Source organism: Acinetobacter legionensis, from assembly GCF_048551735.1.
In the GTDB taxonomy this organism is placed as follows: domain Bacteria; phylum Pseudomonadota; class Gammaproteobacteria; order Pseudomonadales; family Moraxellaceae; genus Acinetobacter.
Window position 1 is genome coordinate 310922 of the sequence record NZ_JBIMBV010000001.1, and the last position, 18299, is coordinate 329220.

General features: G+C 36.3%; 16 protein-coding genes. 11 read left to right on the forward strand and 5 right to left on the reverse strand.

Translation table 11 applies throughout. The features are described from left to right. Positions 1–86: 86 nt before the first annotated feature. The 4 genes from secB to rsgA all read right to left on the reverse strand — a co-directional run bounded on the left by secB (position 87) and on the right by rsgA (position 2428). On the reverse strand, positions 87–545 hold the full coding sequence (secB, locus tag ACG9ZL_RS01495) for a protein-export chaperone SecB (RefSeq protein ID WP_004725824.1): 459 nt from the start codon (positions 543–545) through the stop codon (positions 87–89). Positions 546–593: 48 nt separating this feature from the next. Continuing rightward, the gene (grxC, locus tag ACG9ZL_RS01500; RefSeq protein ID WP_004725827.1) at positions 594–851 is read right to left on the reverse strand and encodes a glutaredoxin 3; all 258 of its coding nucleotides are present in this window, start codon (positions 849–851) and stop codon (positions 594–596) included. Between the two features lie 16 nt (positions 852–867). Continuing rightward, complete coding sequence (locus tag ACG9ZL_RS01505) at positions 868–1278, reverse strand: rhodanese-like domain-containing protein (RefSeq protein ID WP_004725828.1); 411 nt, start codon at positions 1276–1278, stop codon at positions 868–870. Between the two features lie 91 nt (positions 1279–1369). Further along, the gene (gene rsgA, locus ACG9ZL_RS01510; protein WP_419358811.1) at positions 1370–2428 is read right to left on the reverse strand and encodes a small ribosomal subunit biogenesis GTPase RsgA; all 1059 of its coding nucleotides are present in this window, start codon (positions 2426–2428) and stop codon (positions 1370–1372) included. A gap of 122 nt (positions 2429–2550) precedes the next feature. On the opposite strand from rsgA, the gene orn reads away from it, so the two are divergent. The 11 genes from orn to ACG9ZL_RS01565 all read left to right on the forward strand — a co-directional run bounded on the left by orn (position 2551) and on the right by ACG9ZL_RS01565 (position 16853). Further along, the gene (gene orn, locus ACG9ZL_RS01515) at positions 2551–3108 is read left to right on the forward strand and encodes an oligoribonuclease (RefSeq protein ID WP_004725833.1); all 558 of its coding nucleotides are present in this window, start codon (positions 2551–2553) and stop codon (positions 3106–3108) included. A 211-nt stretch (positions 3109–3319) separates the two neighbouring features. After that, the gene (locus tag ACG9ZL_RS01520) at positions 3320–4054 is read left to right on the forward strand and encodes a Bax inhibitor-1/YccA family protein (RefSeq protein ID WP_004816949.1); all 735 of its coding nucleotides are present in this window, start codon (positions 3320–3322) and stop codon (positions 4052–4054) included. A gap of 161 nt (positions 4055–4215) precedes the next feature. After that, positions 4216–5019: an enoyl-ACP reductase FabI gene (locus ACG9ZL_RS01525; protein ID WP_004725837.1), complete on the forward strand. Its 804-nt coding sequence runs from the start codon at positions 4216–4218 to the stop codon at positions 5017–5019. A gap of 173 nt (positions 5020–5192) precedes the next feature. Continuing rightward, entirely contained in the window at positions 5193–7823 is a 2631-nt protein-coding gene (locus tag ACG9ZL_RS01530; RefSeq protein WP_419358813.1) for a type VI secretion system Vgr family protein, read from the forward strand. Continuing rightward, positions 7823–8680 carry a hypothetical protein gene (locus ACG9ZL_RS01535; protein WP_419358816.1) on the forward strand — a complete coding sequence of 286 codons (858 nt, stop codon included), beginning with the start codon at positions 7823–7825 and terminating at the stop codon, positions 8678–8680. The genes ACG9ZL_RS01530 and ACG9ZL_RS01535 overlap by 1 nt, the downstream gene beginning before the upstream one ends. Further along, the gene (locus ACG9ZL_RS01540) at positions 8670–11654 is read left to right on the forward strand and encodes a T6SS effector BTH_I2691 family protein (protein ID WP_419358817.1); all 2985 of its coding nucleotides are present in this window, start codon (positions 8670–8672) and stop codon (positions 11652–11654) included. The genes ACG9ZL_RS01535 and ACG9ZL_RS01540 overlap by 11 nt, the downstream gene beginning before the upstream one ends. Then, positions 11654–12649 (forward strand): DUF6708 domain-containing protein, encoded by a 996-nt coding sequence (locus ACG9ZL_RS01545; RefSeq protein WP_419358819.1) that lies wholly within the window; start codon positions 11654–11656, stop codon positions 12647–12649. Before ACG9ZL_RS01540 ends, ACG9ZL_RS01545 begins: the two co-directional genes overlap by 1 nt. A gap of 96 nt (positions 12650–12745) precedes the next feature. After that, positions 12746–13744, forward strand: coding sequence for a DUF6708 domain-containing protein (locus tag ACG9ZL_RS01550; protein WP_419358821.1), 999 nt, complete (start codon positions 12746–12748; stop codon positions 13742–13744). A gap of 95 nt (positions 13745–13839) precedes the next feature. Next, the gene (locus ACG9ZL_RS01555; protein WP_419358822.1) at positions 13840–14832 is read left to right on the forward strand and encodes a DUF6708 domain-containing protein; all 993 of its coding nucleotides are present in this window, start codon (positions 13840–13842) and stop codon (positions 14830–14832) included. Continuing rightward, positions 14829–15803, forward strand: coding sequence for a hypothetical protein (locus ACG9ZL_RS01560; RefSeq protein WP_419358824.1), 975 nt, complete (start codon positions 14829–14831; stop codon positions 15801–15803). The genes ACG9ZL_RS01555 and ACG9ZL_RS01560 overlap by 4 nt, the downstream gene beginning before the upstream one ends. 699 nt (positions 15804–16502) lie before the next feature. Continuing rightward, the gene (locus tag ACG9ZL_RS01565) at positions 16503–16853 is read left to right on the forward strand and encodes a hypothetical protein (protein WP_419358826.1); all 351 of its coding nucleotides are present in this window, start codon (positions 16503–16505) and stop codon (positions 16851–16853) included. A 36-nt stretch (positions 16854–16889) separates the two neighbouring features. On the opposite strand, the gene ACG9ZL_RS01570 is transcribed toward ACG9ZL_RS01565, so the two are convergent. After that, positions 16890–18293 carry an efflux transporter outer membrane subunit gene (locus tag ACG9ZL_RS01570; RefSeq protein ID WP_419358828.1) on the reverse strand — a complete coding sequence of 468 codons (1404 nt, stop codon included), beginning with the start codon at positions 18291–18293 and terminating at the stop codon, positions 16890–16892. Positions 18294–18299 lie beyond the last annotated feature (6 nt).

The following is an 18299-nucleotide window of genomic DNA, read 5'->3' on the forward strand; positions in this document are numbered from 1 at the left end:
CACGTTTGTGAAGTTTGAGTGATTTTATCTGATCAAACATAAAAAAGACCGCATAGCGCGGTCTTTTAAACTTAATTACTGAGAAATTAAGCTTGGCCTTCAGCAGCAGCGCCTTGGGCACGTTCCATATTTGCTTCAAACTCTGCATCAAAATTGATTGGCGTAAGAAGTAATTGAGGGAAGCTACCTTTCGTTACAAGATCATTAACTGCTTCACGCAAGAATGGGAACAAAATGTTCGGGCAGTAAGCGCCTAAGATGTATGGAAGGCGGTCTTCTTCAATACCATCAATCAAGAAAATACCTGATTGCGTTACATCGACGATAAATGCTGTATCGCCAGCATTGTTCGCTTGAACAACAACTTTTAAAGACACTTCAAAGTGGGTTGCATCCACTTTTTCAGCAGCAGAAGACAAGTTGATGTTTAATTCAGGTTGCCATTCTTTGGTAAAAACTTGAGCCCCAGGTACTTCAAAAGAAATGTCTTTTGTATAAATACGTTCTAAAGCAAGTTGTGGTTGAGCTTGTTGTTCTTCACTCATTCTTTATTCCTTAAATTTTAAGAAGTGATTCATTAATTAAGTTGTGGATTAACCAAGTAACTCATCGAGTTTGCCGGCTTTTTCTAAAGCATAAAGCTGGTCAAAACCACCGATAAATTCATTATTAATAAAAATTTGTGGCACTGTACGGTGTCGAGTTTTCTGGATCAGCTCAGTCTTAACTTCAGGTGCTTCTTCATCGAGATTGATTTCGGTAAAAGCAACACCTTTACGCTCAAGTAGAGATTTCGCACGTACACAGTATGGGCAAAAAGTTGTTGAATATACTTTTACTTCAGCAGTCATGTTGAGCTCCTTAAGCTTATTTTTTAGCTTTAACTAATGGCAAGCCTTGGGCTTTCCAGTTACTGATACCACCATCAAGACGATAGCTGTCTGCATGGCCGACTTGTTGCAAAGCACTTCCTGCAACTTGACCTAAGTTACAGATAAATACTAAAGGACGGTCAGCAGTTTTTAACTCTTCAATGTGACTGGCAATTTGACTGTATGGAATGTTGCGGCTGCCACTCACATGACCTTCACGGAAATCTTTAGCATCGCGTAAATCAATCAACATCGCATTTTTAGCTTTTACTAAAATACCAAGTGATTGTGGTGAAATCTTACGACCACTGCGTTGTCCTTCAAAAATAAAGAACAAGATCGCCAGTACCCCTAAAATACCAAATAAGAAGGGGTGATTCCCCATAAACTCAAACCAACGTTCCACAAGTCACCTAATTACAATCAAAAATTGCGTCGAGTATAGCGTATATATATGGTGATCAAAATCACCGCTTCAAGGTTCTCAAAGAAGAAATTTAATTTTTTTGTTGCGCATCAGTGATTTCTTCAATTAAGCGTAAATAACTTTCATGTCGTCTGGCTAGAATTTCACCATTTTCTACCGCTTTTTTAATGGCGCACTGTTTCTCATGCGTGTGCGTGCAATTACGATATTGGCAATGCCCAATCAAGTTCGAAATTTCAGGAAAGCCTGCATCAATCTTTTCTAGGCTCAAATGCCAAAGCCCAAATTCACGGATGCCGGGCGAGTCGATCAAGGCGCCATTTTCACCAAAACGAATCAAACGGGTAGAGGTCGTTGTATGTTGTCCGAGCGCCGAGTTTTCAGAAATAATATTGGTCTTCTGCTCTGCATCAGGAACGATGACATTAATCAAGGTACTTTTGCCGACACCTGATTGCCCAACGAAAGCAACAGTTTCGTTGTCGAGTCGTTGCTTTAATTCGCTAATATCACCTTCAGACTGAGTAATCAGTACTTCATAGCCTAAGTCTTGATATTCTTTAATCAGATCTAAAATAGGGTCATTTTCTTTGAGTAAATCTGATTTGTTTAATACCAAAAGGACTGGAATATCAGCATCCGCACATGCCACTAAATAGCGATCAATCAGCGTGGGTGCTGGCTCAGGCAGAGTTGCAAAGACGATGACAATTAAACTGATATTGGCTGCCACAGGTTTAACTTTATGATAACGATCGGGACGCGTTAACAATGAAGTCCTTGGATGAATGGCGGTGATGATGCCTAAACCTGTATTGGGATCTGCTTGCCATTGAACTTTGTCGCCCGTCACTAACAGCTCTAAATTGGTTCGTGTATGACAGCGCCAAACACTGCCTAATTCAATCGGTTTCCAAAAGGGCTCTGTATCACCTTCATTGACGATGGGTTTTTGCGGATGTTGAGTAGGAACAGAAAGGGCTTGTACTTCGAGTTGTCGTCCATAATGCTGAACAACAAGACCTTCAAGGTCATTGGAAGTGTCGATTTCTTCTTGACGTGTTTTATGTTGTTTCTGAATGCGGCGTTGCTGCTGTTCAGTTAAACGACGTTTACGAATTAAAGCCATTCATATCCTAAAAACCTTAAAAATGAGAAGGCAAAAATACCATGACAGGCGAATGAATTACAGCGAAGATGCAAGAAATTTGCTACTATTCATTTTTTATTGGCCTAATAAGATTGCACTATATGAGCAGCACTCCGGATACCCGCTTAATTTGGATCGACCTAGAGATGACAGGTTTAGATACAGATAATGACAAGATCATTGAAATTGCGACAATTGTAACAGATGATCATTTGAACATTTTGGCGGAAGGGCCTGTACTCGCAGTGCATCAATCAGATGTTATCCTCAATGCAATGGATGAGTGGAACACCAAACAACATGGTCAGTCAGGGCTGATTGAACGAGTACGTCGTAGTAAACTCACAGCGCAAGATGCAGAGCAGCAAACCTTAGAATTTTTGAAGAAATGGATTAATCCTAAAACTTCGCCAATGTGTGGTAATTCAATTTGCCAAGATCGCCGTTTTATGCACCGTTTAATGCCTGAGCTTGAACAATTCTTCCATTATCGTAATTTGGACGTGTCTTCAGTGAAAGAGTTAGCAAAACGCTGGAGACCTGAAATTATGAGCGGTTTAAAGAAAAATGCTTCACATTTGGCAATGGATGATATCCGCGATTCGATTGCTGAACTTAAATATTATCGTCAGTATTTCTTTATCGCCAATCAAGATTAATCATCTGAGTGGTTAAATCTCATTACATATCAGATTGAAACAAGAGGCTTTTTAGCCTCTTTTTTTGCTATGCATTTTGGTTTTTTAAGCTATACTAAAGCTGATGTCCTCTGACAACTCGTTACAAAAAATAGCAAGCAGTTCAAATTGTTTGCATAAAAAACGTTTTAATATCCTTATATATATTTGAATTATTACAAAGAGATTGACTATGCAAAGTAATAACCCAATTTTAACGCGTGCGGAAACGTATGCAGATTATGAACAGCCAATGACTGTACAAGGCGCAATTCAAAAATCAGTTTTATTGACTGTTATTGCGGCCATACTCGGTGTTGGAATTTTTTTCTATAGCTTTACCACAATGAATGTTGGAATTGCCTATGCTGCCGCAATGGTCGGTGCAATTGGTGGTTTGATTCTTGGATTGGTTGCTACATTTAAACCGAATACCGCACGTGTTTTAGCTATTCCTTATGCATTCTTTGAAGGTGCATTCTTGGGTGGTGTTTCAGTGATCTTCCAGCTGAAGTTTCCGGGCGTACCATTACAAGCACTTTTAGCTACCTTTATCACAACTTTAGTGATGTTTGGTTTATATAAATTCCAAATTATTCGTGCAACTGAAAAATTTAAATCTATTGTGATTTCAGCATCTATCGCAATTGCATTGGTTTTTGTGGTGCAGTTCATTATGCGTTTGGCTTTTGGTTCAAGCATTCCATTCTTATTTGAAAGTAGCATTTTAGGTATTGGTTTTGCTGCATTTGTTGCAGTGATTGCATCATTGAATTTGATTCTTGATTTCGACTTGATTGAATCTGCTGCTGCACAACGTGCGCCGAAAGCTTATGAATGGTTATGTGGTATCGCTTTATTGGCAACATTGGTCTGGATGTACTATTCATTCTTACGTTTATTGAGCTTGTTGCAAGGTGATGATTAATTATTCCCTTTATATAGATTGATAGATTTAAAAAGGCGCATTCGATTGAGTGCGCCTTTTTTTATGTTTTTAGTAAACTTTTAAAAAAAGATGCATTATGCAATTTAGTTATGGGTCAAGACTTGGCATTATGCTTACAAAATTGATCAGGTGAGAATTTCATGGCACAAGGACTATTGGCAGGTAAACGCTTTTTAATCGCGGGTATTGCAAGTAAATTATCCATTGCATTTGGTATTGCTCAGGCATTACATCGTGAAGGTGCAGAACTCGCATTTACTTATCCAAACGATAAACTAAAAAAACGTGTAGATGATTTTGCAGAACAATTCGGTTCTACTTTAGTTTTCCCTTGTGATGTTGCTGTGGATGCTGAGATTGACCACGCATTTGCTGAATTAGCAAAGCATTGGGATGGTTTGGATGGTGTTGTACATTCAATCGGCTTTGCACCTGCGCATACACTTGATGGTGATTTCACGGACGTCACAGATCGTGAAGGTTTTAAAATTGCTCATGACATCAGTGCTTATAGTTTTGTTGCTATGGCTCGTGCAGCAAAACCTTTATTGTTGGCTCGCCAAGGCTGTTTATTGACTTTAACTTACCAAGGTTCAGAGTCTGTTATGCCAAACTATAATGTTATGGGTATGGCGAAAGCATCTTTGGAAGCAGGGGTACGTTATTTAGCATCAAGCTTAGGTGCTGAGGGTATCCGTGTAAATGCAATTTCAGCAGGTCCAATCCGTACTTTAGCGGCATCTGGGATTAAATCTTTCCGTAAAATGTTAGATGCCAATGAAAAAATTGCACCGTTAAAACGTAATGTGACGATTGAAGACGTTGGTAATGCAGCCTTATTCCTATGCTCACCTTGGGCAAATGGGATCACAGGTGAAATTCTGTATGTCGATGCTGGTTTTAATACGGTCGGTATGAGCCAGTCGATGATGGATAGCGAATAAAGTTAAGTTTATTTAACTGATTGAATTAAAGACATAAACCTCAATATTAAAACGTGAATATTGAGGTTTTTTTACAAATTTTAAAAAATTAACCGATCAATAAACTAGGATTCAATCGTTTTTTTTGATTAAATATTCATAAATATTAATATTATTTTAAGTTTGATAAGAAAATGAATTTTGCCAATATATTTTCGGCTCTGCAACACCTTGGATTGACTGCGCAAAAACGAGCCTTGCATATCCAATTTAGCAATCCTAATTTGACTGCTCAAGTCTTCTTACAACGCATCGATGGACAACATGGTCTGAACCAAGGCGTGTCTATTGAATTGATTTGCCTTGCCACTTCGGCTGTGATTCCGCTTAAACAATTCATTGGTAGCCAAGTGGCCATCGATCAAGTCACAGATCATGGACAACTGTTTCGTAGTACAGGGGTGATTACCGAAGCAGCACAAGGGCAGAGTGATGGTGCACTGACGCTATATAAACTCAAACTCGAAGATGCCACTTCACTGTGGCATAAACGCCGTAACAGCCGAGTGTTTATGAATAAGTCGGTTGTTCAAGTCATAGAAGCGCTGTTTAAAGAATGGCAAGATAAAAGCCCACTCTTTGCATCGAGTCTAAGCCTCGATAAAAGTGGACTGAAAAAAGATTACGATATCCGACCATTCATCATGCAGAGCAACGAAAGTGACTACGCATTTTTAAGCCGCTTGATGCGCAGTGAGGGGATCAACTGGCTGATTGATGAAGCACAGTTGATTGTGCCTAGTTCTGCGACTCAAATTCAACCACAAAAACTGCGTTTGGTGGATGATAATAACGAATACAAAGCGCTAGAACGAAGAAAGATTCGCTTTCATCGTAGCAGTGCCACAGAACAACAAGACAGCATCACCAGCTTTATCGGGCAACGTAGCTTACAACCCACTGCTGTCCACGTACAACGCTGGCAAGCAGATGTGTTAGAGCAAGAAGAGGGTGCAGGCAGTGTCCAAAGCAAACACCAACACAGTCAAAACCAGAATAATGCCAGTCTTGGTTTAGAACAGGCTTGGCATATTAGCCCAGCATGGATTCAAGACCTGAATGGTGAAGATCAAGCAACCGCTTCAAATAACAATCAGATTGAAAAGATTAACCAAAACCTGAGCCATTATTATGATGCTCAATCCAAACAATTTATAGCCAACTCTACTGTACGTGATGCGCAAGTGGGGTATTGGTTTGAGTTAAACGAACACCCAGAAATAGACCAACACAATGGCTCAGACAAAGAATTTCTGATCACGTCAAAGACATTCTATAACCAGAACAATTTACCCAAAGATCTGAGTGAACAAATCAATCGCTTGCTCCAACAAAGCAATTGGGTAAACAAAAATAAAGCAGATCCAAACAACCCAGAACGCCAAGCCAATCAATTGGTACTACAACGCCGTAATATCACCACTGTTCCTGAATACCATCCACTACAACACCGTCCAAGTACCCATCCACAACGTGCCAAAGTGGTTGGGCCAAGTGGAGAAGAAATTCATGTGGATGAATGGGGACGTATTAAAGTTCGCTTCCTATTTACCCGAAATGAAGACCACAGTCATGATGGTGGTGCAGGGAGCAATGACAACGACACCGATTCCGCTTGGGTGGATGTACTGACCCCGTGGGCAGGTGAAGGCTATGGTGCGCGGTTCTTGCCGAGGATTGGTGAGATTGTCGTGATAGATTTCTTTGATGGCAATATTGACCGACCATTTGTAGTGGGGCGTATCCATGAAGCGCAACGAAGCCCAACGAAATTTGATGACAAAGGACAATTGCCTGATACAAAAAAACTGGCAGGGATCAAAAGTCGAGAAGTTAAAGGCAGTGGCTATGGCCAGCTTAGATTTGACGATACCACAGACCAAATCAGCAGCCAGCTACAAAGCAGTCACGGCACGAGTCAACTCAATCTCGGTAATCTGAGCCATCCTAAAGAAACTGATACCAGTGAAGGACGAGGCGAAGGCTTTGAACTAAGAACAGACCAATGGGGAGCGTTACGAGCTGGGCAAGGCCTACTACTGAGTACCTATGCTCAAGATTCAGCTTCAGGCAATCACCTTGATGCAACTGCGGCGAAAAGTCAGTTAGAAAGCAGCCTAAATAATTCTAAGGCCTTAAGTGAAGTTGCCAAGAATCAGCAAACTGATCCTTTGGAAGTGTTGGAAAGAATAAAAGGATTTATCAATACACTAGACCAACAAGATCCGAAAAAAGCAGATGCATTTAAGTCTGCGGTGATGATGTTGGCTTCACCTAATTCGATTGCGCTTGCCAGTAACGAAGATATTCATCTTTCAGCAGATGGGCAAATCAGTCATACCGCAGGCGACAGTATCAACCTAAGCACACAAAAGGCTTTGATTGGGCATGCCAGTGCTAAGATCAGTCTTTTTGCGGCACAGGAAGGGGCAAGGTTATTTGCTGGAAAAGGTAAAGTTGAACTTCAAGCTCAAGATGGTGGTGCAGATGTGATTGCACGCAAAGGGATTCAAATCATTTCGACCGAAGACGCGGTTTATATCATTAGTCCGAAAGAGATTAAGTTGATTGGTGATGGTTCTGAATTAAAGATTAATGGTTCAGGGGTATTTTCAACAACAGGTGGTTTGTTTCAGGTGAAGTCAGGACAACAGAAGTTTACCAGTGGTGCGAAGATTAATTCAGACATTCCTCAACTTCCTATTTGTGAAATGCGTGTTTCTGGTGCTGCGGCAAAAGGTGATGCTTCTGTGGAGCTTTCATAATGTTATTAGAGGCTATACATCCAAAAGAAGTGATTGAGTATGATTACGTCATTATTGACCCGAATCTAAATGCTCAATATTTTTATGATGTGGAAGCTCAACTTAAGTCTTTAGCACCTGATTATGCGAAGAATGTACAGCATGTTTTTCCGTATTTATTGCGCTTAAATTCAGTTGATGCTTCGCTTGTTGATGAAATAAAGCAACATGATCAAAATCAGATCAAAGCGGGGCTTTCACCTTTTTTTCTAATGACGTTTAAAAGTGTTCCAACTCGAGAACCTGATATTGTTGATCACTTAAAACAAAATTTAGTCTATGAAGTAGGCACTAAGAAGTATTTGTATCGGTTTTTTGATCCGAAAATTTGGATGTTACTCAATTATTTTGAGAGTCAGGATTTTTTATGGATCAATAAATATTTTAAAAATATTGAATTTAATTTCTTAAATGAAACATTGTACTTTGACGCTGGATCTGAGGGGGATTTTATTCAACAGCCTGATCATGATTTATTGGAAAAAATCAGTGTAAACAATAGAGTGTTTGAAAAGTTAAAATTCAAGACAGACGATCTGCCAGCATACTTTTTAAAAGTTAGTCAGATTTTTAATTATGCAGACTTAATAAAAAATAAAGGGATTTTGACCAAGGATGATGCTGTAGCATCCATTTTTCATGCAGATTTAATCGGTGAAAGCTTTCTTGAAACCCACTTTTTTCAACGTTTAACAGAAAGTCCCAAAGGCTATGAACAGGCAAGCAAACAGCTTTCAACGTCTGAGTGGGATGATTTTTTTAAAAAACAAAATATTGATGATGAAAATTTAAAAAATAAGGTGGTGTATGGATTCTAAGAGTTGTGATTTTTGTAAAAGAGATATTGGCTTAAAGATTTTTGTGAATCGCTATATATTTTCATCAACAGGTGCAAATAATTCACTTGATGACGATGCAAATCAAAAAGAATTATATAACATAGCAGATATAAAATCACAGATTGATGAATATTTATCGAGTTTAGAAGAAACCAAGTTTAATTTTATTAACTCCTATAAGCCATCTAGTCCGCAAGCTTCAACAGCCGCGTCAGCTTTAGAAGCATCCAGTCATGATTCAACTAATAATCCTGAAGTAAAAGTTGAGCCCCTGCCTACGATTGAGGTTACAGCTACAGAGGCTAGTTATAGCTATCCTAAACATAAAACTGAAACATCAATGGAACAGTATGGTTTTAAAGGAAGCACTTTAAGAAAAGGTTTTTTATATGTTTTCATAAAGCATTTAAATCAATGGCAAGAATATAAAATTTCTGAAAAGGGTTTTTTAAAACGTATTAATGAATCAAATTATGATCAAGATTACTCATCTAGACCCTTAGTTTTAATGGAGCAGGGTGATGAGCCTTGCATGAATATTAAGCATAGAGCAAATGCTTTAACGATCGTTGTACCCAAACCCAATGAAGCTTCTTTTGTATATTTCAAATATTCTGAAAACGCATGGAGCAAAGCAACGAAGCTGAGAAACAAGTCACCTGAATTTTACGAAAAATATATGGATAAATTTGACGTAAAAAAATTTATTGCAGGACAGTACGCAAAAGGCACATTTCCAATGCAGACGGGAATTGAGAGTTTTTGTGCAGATTCTAAGACAGAATGGGTGGCTGGCGAAAAAGGTCAAGGAACTCTAGAAAACAGTCTGTTAAAAAATAATATATCAAAAGATTTATTTTCATATTCAGAGTATTTTTCCTATCTGTCAGGGAAGACATCTAAAGATATACTTGAAAACACTTTGTCTCAAAATGAAGATATTAACCAAGTTAAAACTAATAATTTAGCTTATAGATTATTTTCAGACTCAAGTTTGGATGATTCATTTCTTAAAGAGCATACCAAAGAGGAGCTCACCGCGGCTTTGTCAAATGATGCAAAAGCAAGAATACTTTTTGGCGCTGTATTTGCGATTGATGACCCTGTTGGCGTAGTGATGGATATTTCAGCTCAAGTTGCAAATCAAATGATGAGTGACGAAGATTATACTGATGATGAAAAAACCGTAAATACATTAGAAGTGTTAAAAAATAACTTTGGGATTAATGATTATCCTTACTTTACCAATGACGAATTAAAAAGAAATGAGGAAGCGAAACAAAAAATTCGTATGTATGGTGGGCAAGGAGCAATGATTGGTGGACTCATTGAGGACGTGTGGGATGATAAAAAAACAACAGAAGAACTCAATGCTAAGGAGCGAGCCCAAAAAGCAGCAGAACAAAAAGTAAAAAATCAAGAATGGAATACAGAATATGTCCAGCATATTGATTCAAATAGATTTAATGCAGGTTTAGCCACGCTTAAGCAGAAAAAACAAGTGCAGGCAGGCTATGCGGATACGCTCGATGGAATAGGTCAGGAGTTTCTTAAGGAAAGCGTAATTGCGGACCATTTTTTCTTTAACCAAGAAAAAGATAATTTAGTTGATGGTGTTTCTCTTGGCATGTGTGTCAATCTAGTTTTAGAAAGTAGCAAATTATGTCCAAAAATGAATAAATACATGGGGCAGTACTTATATAACACTCGAGATCCTAATAATTATTTTTTAAATTTTCTTGCTTTAAATTCAAATGGACTTCGTCAAAAGTTAAATGAACAAATTAATAAATGGTCGCTGACTAATTTAAATGGAGCTTTTGCTACACAGCCTTTTGGGGATTTCATCAATTCCTTTCATGGCTTTTTAAGTACAGCTCGAACGGAAGAATTAAAATTTACATTGTTGACGAATATCAGCAAAGCCTTTTTAAACATCACAGGCTTAACACCGCCCAATGCTTTAGCCGCTCATCCATTACAACCCTTGATGATTTCAATGTTTAGTTTGTCAGAAGTCAAGTCTGAACGTATTACTTTTACGAGCAAAAGCGATTTTAACTCGAAAATGCGAAATTATTATAGATCACATCAAAATATCGTCGGCAAAGATAATGGTCTAGGAAATGTTATAAAAAATAGTGATTGGAACTATCTATATGATAAATACAAACATCTTAAATATATCGATGTGCCTCGTTTAGAAGTAAATCCTGAGTTTGAGAAAAATTTACCGAAAAATTTTAGAGAGGCTGTAAAAAAGCATGCTGAGTTATTAAAAAAACAAAGTACGATGAATGTGAGCGTTATTGCTGAAGATGCCATAGAGCCAAGCCCAAGCTCAGATTATTTTAAATTCTTTATGATTAAAGTCGCAATTGTTGGTTTACAAGGCTGGGCAATTTGTACTGTTTTTAGTCAAAGTTTTGACAATAAATATGAAAAAGTTGGTCGCAGAAGTGCTGCTGTGATTGGTCTAACCATGTCCACTGTAGAAGCAGTGGGCGCACTGTTGAATTCAAGTGATAAAATCACGTCACAATCTCGGCTGTTAAAGTCAATGAATAGTTTTATTTTAAAACTCACTACAGATGATAGAAGCGTTTTAGCAGGAAAAATTTGGCGAGGTTTTGGATTATTTGCAGGATTAATTTTTGGTGGTTTTGATGTATATAATGGGGTTAACGCAAGTCTTAATGGAGAGTCTACTTATGGTTTTATTTTGGCCGCTAGTGGTGTTAGTGTAATTATAGGCTCAGTAATGATTTTTATGCTTAATCCTTTTGGATGGATTGCAATTGCTTTAGGCATCATTCTTTCTTTAATTGCCTATTTTGTAAAAGAGAACAATATTCAAATATGGATACAACGATGCCTACTATCGACCAATACTGAAAAGAAAAGATTTAGCGATATCTTCGAGCAAACAGATCAGTTAAAGACGGTAATGTGATGAAAAGTAAAATTAAAAAACATGTGTTTGGTTATGATGTGTTTAAAGAAAACATACCTTTTTCAAAATTAGATAAAGGTGATGTACTTTTAAATCCTCATGATGAATTTAAACGCAATCATAACTGGTCTTTTCTAAGAATGAATGATGATTATATTGAACTGATCGATCAATCTTATGCAAGATTGGGTAAATCACTTAGTATGTTTGTTTTTATATCACCTTTAGTTCTTTTCTTAATTGGTTGTTTAATGTATATGTTGATCAAACCATTTTATAGTGAAGGGATTTATAAATATATATTTGTTATATTTGTTTATTTATTCTTATTGTTTTTTACTTTATATGGTTTTTTGAGTCCATACTTTAAATATGATCATAAGAAACCGTTATGTAAACCGATCTTGTTTAATCGAAAAACAGGTAAAGTATTTTTTTATTTAACTGATGCTGAGTATATCGAGCGAGATTGGAAAGATGTTGTTTATGTTATGGGGACAAGTTTTGGTCTTTCAGGATTTACCTTAAGAGAGCTTAGAGCGCATATTGTAGATGATGGCCTGTTAAAACATACCTTTGTTATTGGCTTTCCAATGATTGGTTGGGATAATACCCAAGGCTTATGGTCATTTATATGTCATTTTATGCATAAAGGACCAGCAGAACTTTATCCAAAGCCTAATCCGATGTATGGAACAATAGATCCGTTTACACAATTAACGTTTTGCCAACAGGTCGTTGGAGCAAAAGAAAGTTATCGAGATACATGGAAGTCATTTCGAATCATTTATCATGATAACTGGGTTCCTGCCTTATTTTCCTATCCTTTCGATGTATGTAATTTTATTGCAAGACGAATATTGCTCAATATAAAACCTCTACCTGTATGGAATAAAGAAGTCATTCTTAAGAATAAAATGGAACAACAACGTCCAGAGGAAATCAGCTTTAAAGACAACTTTGAATTTAGTATGTTTGAGATGAAAGATAAATGATAAAGCGCGTAAGCGCTTTGATCTTTAATGATTAAAATGAAAATTATATTTTTTTGTGAGCTTAATATTTGGAAGCATCAGTAAAATGGTTACATAATGAAAAGTAAAATTAAAAAACATGTGTTTGGTTATGATGTATTTAAGGAAAATATACCTTTTTCAAAATTAGAGGAAAATGATGTACTTTTAACGCCTTATGATGAATTTAAACGCAATCATAACTGGTCTTTTTTAAGCATGAATGATGACTATATTGAGCTTATTGACCAATCTTATGCAAGGTTAGGGAAAGGAATCAGTCTTTTAGTTTTATGTTTTCCTGTATTGTTATTAATATTTCATATCCTATATTTGTATTTTACACTTGGTGGAGGTCCTAACGAGTCTATTTATTTTTCAATATTTGTCGTTATTTCTGCATTGATTACCTTCTTTTTACCACTATACGCATTTTTGAATCCTTTCTTTAAATATGATTATAAAAAGCCAATATGTAAACCGATCTTGTTTAACCGAAAAACAGGCAAAGTATTTTTTTATTTAACTGATGCTGAGTATATCGAGCGAGATTGGAAAGATGTGGTTTATGTGATGGGGAATAGCTTTGGTCTTTCAGGTGCACCTTTAAGAGAGCTTAGAGCGCATATTGTTGAAGGTGGTCTGTTAAAACATACTTTTGTCATTGGCTTCCCGATGATGGGTATATTCCGTACCCAAGGCTTATGGTCATTTATATGTCATTTTATGCATAAAGGGCCAGAAGAATTGTATCCAAAGCCTAATCCGATGTATGGAACAATAGATCCGTTTACGCAATTAACATTTTGCCAACAGGTCATTGGTGCAAAAGAAAGTTATCGGGATACGTGGAAATCATTTCGAATTATTTATCATGATAATTGGGTTCCTGCTTTATTTTCTTTTCCTTTTGATCTTGGTAATTTTATTGCAAGACGAATATTGCTTAATATAAAGCCTCTACCTGTATGGCATAAAGAGGTTATCCTTAAAAATAAAATGGAACAACAACGTCCAGAGGAGATCAGCTTTAAAGACAACTTTGAATTTAGTATGTTTGAGATGAAAGATAAATGATAAAGCGCGCAAGCGCTTTGATTTTTTGGAATTAAAAAGAAAATTATATTTTTTGATAGCTTGATATTTGGAAGCATCAGTAAAATGGTTACATGATGAAAAATAAAATTAAAAAACATGTGTTTGGTTATGATGTGTTTAAAGAAAACATACCTTTTTCAAAATTAGATAAAGGTGATGTACTGTTAAATCCTCATGATGAGTTTAAACGTAATCATAACTGGTCTTTTTTAAGAATGAATGATGATTATATAGAGCTTATAGATCAATCTTATGCAAGGTTAGGGAAGGGAGTCAGTATTTTAATAATGTTGTTTCCTGTATTTTTAATTTCACTTCATTTTATATATTTTATTTTTAATATAGGTGGGGATAAAAATCTTGGCATCTCATTTTTAATAATGTTTATAATATTTTTGATATGGCTAGTTCCATTAATTTCTACTCTTATACCATACTTTAAGCATGATCATAAAAAACCTATTTGTAAACCGATTTTATTTAACCGAAAAACAGGCAAAGTATTTTTTTATTTAACTGATGCTGAGTATATCGAGCGAGATTGGAAAGATGTTGTTTATGTAATGGGTACAAGCTTTGGGCTTTCAGGATTTACCTTAAGAGAACTGAGAGCACATATTGTTGAAGATGGTCTGTTAAAACATACTTTTGTCATTGGCTTTCCAATGATTGGTTGGGATAATACCCAAGGATTATGGTCATTTATATGTCATTTTATGCATAAAGGGCCAGCAGAACTTTATCCAAAGCCTAATCCTATGTATGGAACAATAGATCCGTTTACGCAATTAACATTTTGCCAACAGGTCATTGGTACAAAAGAAAGTTATCGGGATACATGGAAGTCATTTCGAATCATTTATCATGATAACTGGGTTCCTGCGTTATTTTCCTTCCCTTTTGATCTTGGTAATTTTATTGCAAGACGAATATTGCTCAATATAAAGCCTCTACCTGTATGGCATAAAGAGGTTATCTATAAAAATAAAATGGAGCAACAACGTCCAGAGGAGATCAGTTTTAAAGACAACTTTGAATTTAGTATGTTTGAGATGAAAGATAAATGAAAAATCCATGGTATTTCGTTCCTCGTACAAAAGTTGGAGAAAGTGTAAAGAAGTATCAACTCTTTAAACTCGATACTTTTGAACTCAAACGTGTGATCAATCATAACTTTTCTGTTATTCAGATGAATTCGACATTTATAGAATTTATTAATAAAGAGTATATTTGGATTGGAAAGTCATTTATTTATTCTTTATTAATGGGTATCCCCGTACTTGTAATGAGTATTTTCTTTATATATTTGATTTTTTTTGATTATGGTGAAATAGATTATATTATGTGGTTTGGAGCCATATCTATTTTTATTGCAAGTTTATATATTCTTCTAACGATGCTTCAGCCATTGATAAGGAGTGAACTCCTTAAACCTCTATACAACTCTATAATTCTAAATAGGAAGAACAAAGAAATAACTTTCAGTAAAAGTAATGAAATCCTGCAATTAAAATTAAGTGATCTTTATTTTGATATCGTTCAATCACAAGGTGTAGTGGGGCTACCGCTATATGAGTTACATGCCTATATACTTGATGGTGAAGTGATAAAACATGATATACCGTTGGGTACACCCAATATTCATAAAGACTATATAGAAGGCTTTTTACTATTTATAAAAACTTATGTAGAACAGGGGCCTGAACCACTGTACTACAGAAAAGGGATAGATGATCCTGAGCAAGATTATAAAAGTAAATTAACATATTGTTATGATATTCAAGAGAAAAAAGAATCCTCTAAGCAAAGTTGGCAAACCGTGTTTATCAATCATTTTCAGACACCACTCTATGCGCTTATTTTTGCCATACCTGAATTTATTCGGTTCTTTGGACGACGAATCACAGTTCTTTTTTCAAAACCATTTTATTGGAGTGAACAGCTTAAAAAAGATAATTCCGTAGATGAAAATGATCCATATATAGTGACAGCGAAAGACAATTTAAAATTTGGTTTCTTTAGTGTGAAAGATAAATAAAAAGATTAAAATTAATTTTTATCTTTAATTATATTAATAGTTTAGATATGTTAAGTGGTGCTTTATAATACCCAGTTTATAAGAATGATAGACATCTAACCCCAAAAGAAAAGGACAACATTCTTTCCAAAAGAGCCACTTATAAATCAAATATTTCTCATAGCTATAATTTTATAAAAATGAATTCTACCTATATGGAATGTGTGAATAATAGCTTTTTCTTGAAGGGGAATTCTTATTTTAATTTGCTCGGTGTTTTACTAATAGGCGCACCAATTATATTATCGTTATGGATTTTTACTTTTTATGTAAATTTGATCAAATATGATCATGAATTTTTGAGCTTTATTGTCATTTTTTCTCCAATGCATATTTTCTTTTATTCTTTATGTTTTTTATAAAAGTTATCAAAATTTTAAAAAGTATGAAAAATTAGGCTATAACTATTATCCAATCCGATTCAACAGAATAAATCAAAAAGTCTATGTTTATGATGTAAGTGGCCAAATATTCATAGGTGATTGGAATAAAATTGACTTTATTTTAAATAGTCGACTTGGTGGATATGAGGGTACTTTTTGGGAAGTCAAAGGGTTTATCAAGGATAACAAAGATTTGGTAGTTTATACCTTTGCCTTTGCACTCAGTAAGAATAAAAAACAAGAGACACTGGAGATATAGGAATTTATCAAAGAATATATGAATAATGGACCTGAGAAACTTTATTTTAATAAAAAGGTAGCAGGTGTAATTCATCGCCTACCCGCTGAAAAGTTAAGTTATTGTCTAAATATCGAAGTACCCCCTGAGTCTTTAGAAACCAGTAAGGAAATCGTTGCTTTAGATTATCAAAGTGAAATTCGATCATTCTACTCACGAGCAATGATCAAAATTTTAGGGAATACTCGGAACAAATTTATTCGTGCGGATAAACAACCAAAATGGCCTCAGAATGTGGAAAATGAATGTCAGGTTGATGCTACAGACCCCTATGTTGTTGATGCTTCGACAACATACCAACTTGATACATTTGGAAAAATAATCAAATAAAAAAGCCCCTCAGGGCTTTCTTATCTCAACACATTCTTAAGGTAATTGCTTAATCGGACTGCCACCCAAAGCTTGCATCAAAGTGACATAAGCATTGTATTGGCTTTGCTTGGCTTGGACTAAAGACAAACGAGCACTACGCGTGGTTTCTTGAGCATCCAAAACATTTTTTAAAGCAATTGCACCATTACGATAGCGTACATTGGTCAAACGTTCTGTTTTTTCCGCAAGTTCCAAGTTCTTTTGTTGAAAGGCGACTTGTTTATCTAGCTCAGTACGATTCGACAATGCATTTTCAGTATCTGCAAAAGCTTGGTACAAGGTATTGCGATATTGAACAATGGCTTTTCCATAGTCCAGTTCACTGATCTTTAAATTCTTTTGCATATCATTATATTGTAAAAACGGCAGGCTTAAGCTTGCGCCTAAAGTCAGTGCAGGATTTTTCAATAAATTTGTCAATGATGTGCTGGTTGAACCTAAATTCCCCGTCAAACTGATTGAAGGATAATAGCTGGCTTTGGTGGCATCTTTGGTCGCCAAAGATTCACGTAAACGCAATTCGGCTGCTTTTAAATCAGGACGGCGCGACAAAATATCTGCCGGTAAACCCGCTGAGATATTGGGTAGACTGATCTGCGGTAATTGCTGTGGTTCTTGAATATTTAACTGTTGCACAGGTATTTGTAATAACACGGCCAAAGCGGTACGTGTTTCAACACGTTGCTGTTCAATTTGGCTTAAACTGGCTTTTTGGCTTTGTACCGATTGCTCAGCTTGGGTCAAATCTAGTCCTGAAACAGCGCCAGCACGATATTGAGTACGCACCAATTCAAAGGTTTTTTGAGTAGCAGCTAGGCTTTGTTGGGCAGAGCTATAGCGTTCATTTAAATAACCCAATTGCCAATATAAATTTGCGGTTGTGGCAATTAAGGTCTGCCCAGTCGCTTGTAAGTCTTGTTCAGTGGCTAAAGATTCCCACTTCGATGCTTCAGTTTGACGTGCTAATTTTCCAAACAAATCCACTTCATAACTGACACCAGCACTGAGAGATAGACCTTTGGCAGCATCATCACCTGAATGAAGGTCAAAGCTATGGCCCGTAGATACTCCAGAATTAACACGAGGACCTTGTTGGTCTCGCGCTAAGCCAGCTCTTAAACGGGCTGTTTGTAAGTTAATCCCTGCAACAGCCAAATCAGCATTACGTTGAATTACTTGATTGACCAGTTGATTTAACTGAGCATCACCAAATAAGGTCCACCACTGATCTGCATATAAATCTGCCTGAACGTGTTTAGATTTTGCATTGTCATAAACAAAACCATTTGGAATTTGCACAGCAGGGGCCTCGTATGGGGTTTTAACCACAGCCGCACAACCGACCAATGAACTCCCAAGAATCAAGGCGCTTGCAAGTTTGCTTAAATTCATTTGCATTAATAA

Excerpts from the sequence above, each read along its gene's own strand:
- secB (WP_004725824.1), bottom strand. The coding sequence starts at position 545 with ATGAGTGAAGAACAACAAGCTCAACCACAACTTGCTTTAGAACGTATT.
- grxC (WP_004725827.1), bottom strand. The coding sequence starts at position 851 with ATGACTGCTGAAGTAAAAGTATATTCAACAACTTTTTGCCCATACTGT.
- rsgA (WP_419358811.1), bottom strand. The coding sequence starts at position 2,428 with ATGGCTTTAATTCGTAAACGTCGTTTAACTGAACAGCAGCAACGCCGC.
- orn (WP_004725833.1), top strand. The coding sequence starts at position 2,551 with ATGAGCAGCACTCCGGATACCCGCTTAATTTGGATCGACCTAGAGATG.
- ACG9ZL_RS01520 (WP_004816949.1), top strand. The coding sequence starts at position 3,320 with ATGCAAAGTAATAACCCAATTTTAACGCGTGCGGAAACGTATGCAGAT.
- ACG9ZL_RS01525 (WP_004725837.1), top strand. The coding sequence starts at position 4,216 with ATGGCACAAGGACTATTGGCAGGTAAACGCTTTTTAATCGCGGGTATT.
- ACG9ZL_RS01530 (WP_419358813.1), top strand. The coding sequence starts at position 5,193 with ATGAATTTTGCCAATATATTTTCGGCTCTGCAACACCTTGGATTGACT.
- ACG9ZL_RS01535 (WP_419358816.1), top strand. The coding sequence starts at position 7,823 with ATGTTATTAGAGGCTATACATCCAAAAGAAGTGATTGAGTATGATTAC.
- ACG9ZL_RS01540 (WP_419358817.1), top strand. The coding sequence starts at position 8,670 with ATGGATTCTAAGAGTTGTGATTTTTGTAAAAGAGATATTGGCTTAAAG.
- ACG9ZL_RS01545 (WP_419358819.1), top strand. The coding sequence starts at position 11,654 with ATGAAAAGTAAAATTAAAAAACATGTGTTTGGTTATGATGTGTTTAAA.
- ACG9ZL_RS01550 (WP_419358821.1), top strand. The coding sequence starts at position 12,746 with ATGAAAAGTAAAATTAAAAAACATGTGTTTGGTTATGATGTATTTAAG.
- ACG9ZL_RS01555 (WP_419358822.1), top strand. The coding sequence starts at position 13,840 with ATGAAAAATAAAATTAAAAAACATGTGTTTGGTTATGATGTGTTTAAA.
- ACG9ZL_RS01560 (WP_419358824.1), top strand. The coding sequence starts at position 14,829 with ATGAAAAATCCATGGTATTTCGTTCCTCGTACAAAAGTTGGAGAAAGT.
- ACG9ZL_RS01565 (WP_419358826.1), top strand. The coding sequence starts at position 16,503 with ATGAATAATGGACCTGAGAAACTTTATTTTAATAAAAAGGTAGCAGGT.
- ACG9ZL_RS01570 (WP_419358828.1), bottom strand. The coding sequence starts at position 18,293 with ATGCAAATGAATTTAAGCAAACTTGCAAGCGCCTTGATTCTTGGGAGT.